Origin of the sequence: Psychroflexus salis, assembly GCF_014640175.1 — a bacterium.
GTDB lineage: Bacteria > Bacteroidota > Bacteroidia > Flavobacteriales > Flavobacteriaceae > Psychroflexus > Psychroflexus salis.
The window spans coordinates 1-3,316 of the sequence record NZ_BMGL01000021.1 but is presented as its reverse complement, the minus strand read 5'-3'; the positions used below and the strand labels follow the sequence as shown (position 1 = coordinate 3,316).

The following is a 3,316-nucleotide window of genomic DNA, read 5'->3' as shown; positions in this document are numbered from 1 at the left end:
TTAATATTACTACAAACAAAAAAGTCCTTTATTTTTATAGATAAAGGACTTTTAGTATAAGGAAGGCGGCGACCTACTCTCCCACATAATTGCAGTACCATCGGCGCAAATGAGCTTAACTTCTCTGTTCGGAATGGGAAGAGGTGAGCCTCATTGCTATAACCACCTTAAATTATTTCCTAAATCTAACTTACTAACTAGGCTATACTATAGCAGTAACTAGATTATTGTAGGATGATATGAATAACATACTGATTAAAAGAGTGGAGTTAATCTATTTTTTGATTGCAAACTTCCCCAATAGAATTACACTTATCTTACATCTTTAAAGCTATGCTTTTGGATAAGTTTTTTGGGTTATTAGTACTACTTGGCTATGACATTACTGCCTTTACACCTATAGCCTATCAACGTGGTAGTCTCCCACGACCCTTTAAAGAAATCTCATCTTGTGGTTGGTTTCGCGCTTATATGCTTTCAGCGCTTATCCTTGCCAAACGTAGCTACTCTGCAATGCTCCTGGCGGAACAACAGATACACCAGAGGTTTGTCCAACTCGGTCCTCTCGTACTAGAGTCAGATCCACGCAAATTTCTAACGCCCACTGTAGATAGAGACCGAACTGTCTCACGACGTTCTGAACCCAGCTCGCGTGCCACTTTAATGGGCGAACAGCCCAACCCTTGGGACCTTCTCCAGCCCCAGGATGTGACGAGCCGACATCGAGGTGCCAAACCCCCCCGTCGATGTGAGCTCTTGGGGGAGATCAGCCTGTTATCCCCGGAGTACCTTTTATCCTTTGAGCGATGGCCCTTCCATGCGGAACCACCGGATCACTATGCTCTACTTTCGTACCTGATCGACCTGTATGTCTCTCAGTCAAGCTCCCTTTTGCCATTGCACTCTACGCACGGTTACCAAGCGTGCTGAGGGAACCTTTAGAAGCCTCCGTTACTCTTTTGGAGGCGACCACCCCAGTCAAACTACCCGTCTAGTAATGTCTTCCGTGTATACGGAATTAGGCTTCAAACAAGTAAAGGGTGGTATTTCAACAACGACTCCACCACACCTGGCGATGCAGCTTCGAAGTCTCCCACCTATCCTACACATCACTTATCCAAAGTCAATACTAAAGTATAGTAAAGGTTCACGGGGTCTTTTCGTCCCACAGCGGGTAATCGGCATCTTCACCGATACTACAATTTCACCGAGCTCATGGCTGAGACAGTGTCCAGATCGTTACACCATTCGTGCAGGTCGGAACTTACCCGACAAGGAATTTCGCTACCTTAGGACCGTTATAGTTACGGCCGCCGTTTACCGGGGCTTCAATTCAATGCTTCTCCGAAGATAACATCTCCTCTTAACCTTCCGGCACCGGGCAGGTGTCAGACCCTATACGTCATCTTTCAATTTTGCAGAGTCCTGTGTTTTTGATAAACAGTCGCCTGGACCTATTCACTGCGGCCCCCGTATAAACGAGGGCGACCCTTCTCCCGAAGTTACGGGCCCATTTTGCCTAGTTCCTTAGCCATGAATCTCTCGAGCACCTTAGAATTCTCTTCCCAACTACCTGTGTCGGTTTACGGTACGGGTTGCTTTAATCGATTTTCTTGGAAGTACGTCCCCTAGATTATTACCGCCACCGTAGCTTTGGTATACTATCTCCTGATTACTCAGGATTCAACGTACAATTCCGTCTGTACGCACTAAGTTTCCTTCTCCGTCTCTTTTAACTTAAAGCAAGTAGCAGAATATTAACTGCTTGTCCATCGACGTCCCCCTTCGGGTATGCCTTAGGCCCCGACTAACCCTCAGCTGATTAGCATAGCTGAGGAATCCTTGGTCTTTCGGTGTGCGGGTTTCTCGCCCGCATTATCGTTACTTATGCCTACATTTTCTTTTGTAATTAGTCCAACATACCTCACGATACATCTTCTACCCAAATTACAATGCTCCCCTACCACTCCCGCATATGCGGGAATCCATAGCTTCGGTAATATGCTTATGCCCGATTATTATCCATGCTCGACCGCTCGACTAGTGAGCTGTTACGCACTCTTTAAATGAATGGCTGCTTCCAAGCCAACATCCTAGCTGTCTAAGCAGTCAAACCGCGTTTGGTCAACTTAGCATATATTTAGGGACCTTAGCTGATGGTCTGGGTTCTTTCCCTCTCGGACATGGACCTTAGCACCCATGCCCTCACTACTGTAAATCATTTTATAGCATTCGGAGTTTGTCAGGAATTGGTAGGCGGTGAAGCCCCCGCATCCAATCAGTAGCTCTACCTCTATAAAACTATTACAATGCTGCACCTAAATGCATTTCGGGGAGTACGAGCTATTTCCGAGTTTGATTGGCCTTTCACCCCTACCCTCAGGTCATCCCAAGACTTTTCAACGTCAACGGGTGCGGTCCTCCACTATGCTTTACCACAGCTTCAACCTGCCCAAGGGTAGATCACTCGGTTTCGCGTCTATTATATCTAACTATAACGCCCTATTCAGACTCGCTTTCGCTACGGATCCGTGACTGAATCACTTAACCTCGCTAAATAAAATAACTCGTAGGCTCATTATGCAAAAGGCACGCCGTCATCCCGAAGGACTCCGACCGCTTGTAAGCGTATGGTTTCAGGGTCTATTTCACTCCTTTATTCAAGGTTCTTTTCACCTTTCCCTCACGGTACTTGTTCACTATCGGTCTCTCAGTAGTATTTAGCCTTACCGGATGGTCCCGGTTGATTCACACAAGGTTTCTCGTGCCCCGCGCTACTCAGGATACCATTATCAATTATATACCTTTCCTATACTAGACTATCACTATCTACGGTTAAGCTTTCCAACTTATTCTAGTTCAGTATATAACCAAATGTCATGGTCCTACTACCCCAATTATGCCGTAACATAATTGGTTTGGGCTATTCTGCGTTCGCTCGCCACTACTTACAGAATCACTATTGTTTTCTCCTCCTCTGCTTACTTAGATGTTTCAGTTCAGCAGGTTTGCTCACCTTACGGTGTGTCATGCATTCAACATGACGGGTTGCCCCATTCGGATATCTGCGGATCATATCGTATGTGCCAATCCCCACAGCTTTTCGCAGCTTATCACGTCCTTCGTCGCCTCTGAGAGCCTAGGCATCCCCCATACGCCCTTAACAAACTTATCTATACCTTTATTAACATAACATAACTATAACTCTATTAGTTTGTTTGTAATCTTATATTAAAACTCTTATTTATTCAAAATAAATATAAGCTAATATGTAAATATTTTTGCTCTTCTCTTAATCAATATGTCATAGAACTTT

General features: G+C 45.0%; 2 rRNA genes. Both read right to left on the bottom strand.

The features are described from left to right. Positions 1–60: 60 nt before the first annotated feature. Positions 61–170, bottom strand: a 5S ribosomal RNA gene (gene rrf, locus IEV63_RS12845). A gap of 170 nt (positions 171–340) precedes the next feature. Then, positions 341–3,174: ribosomal RNA gene (locus IEV63_RS12840) — 23S ribosomal RNA — on the bottom strand. Positions 3,175–3,316 lie beyond the last annotated feature (142 nt).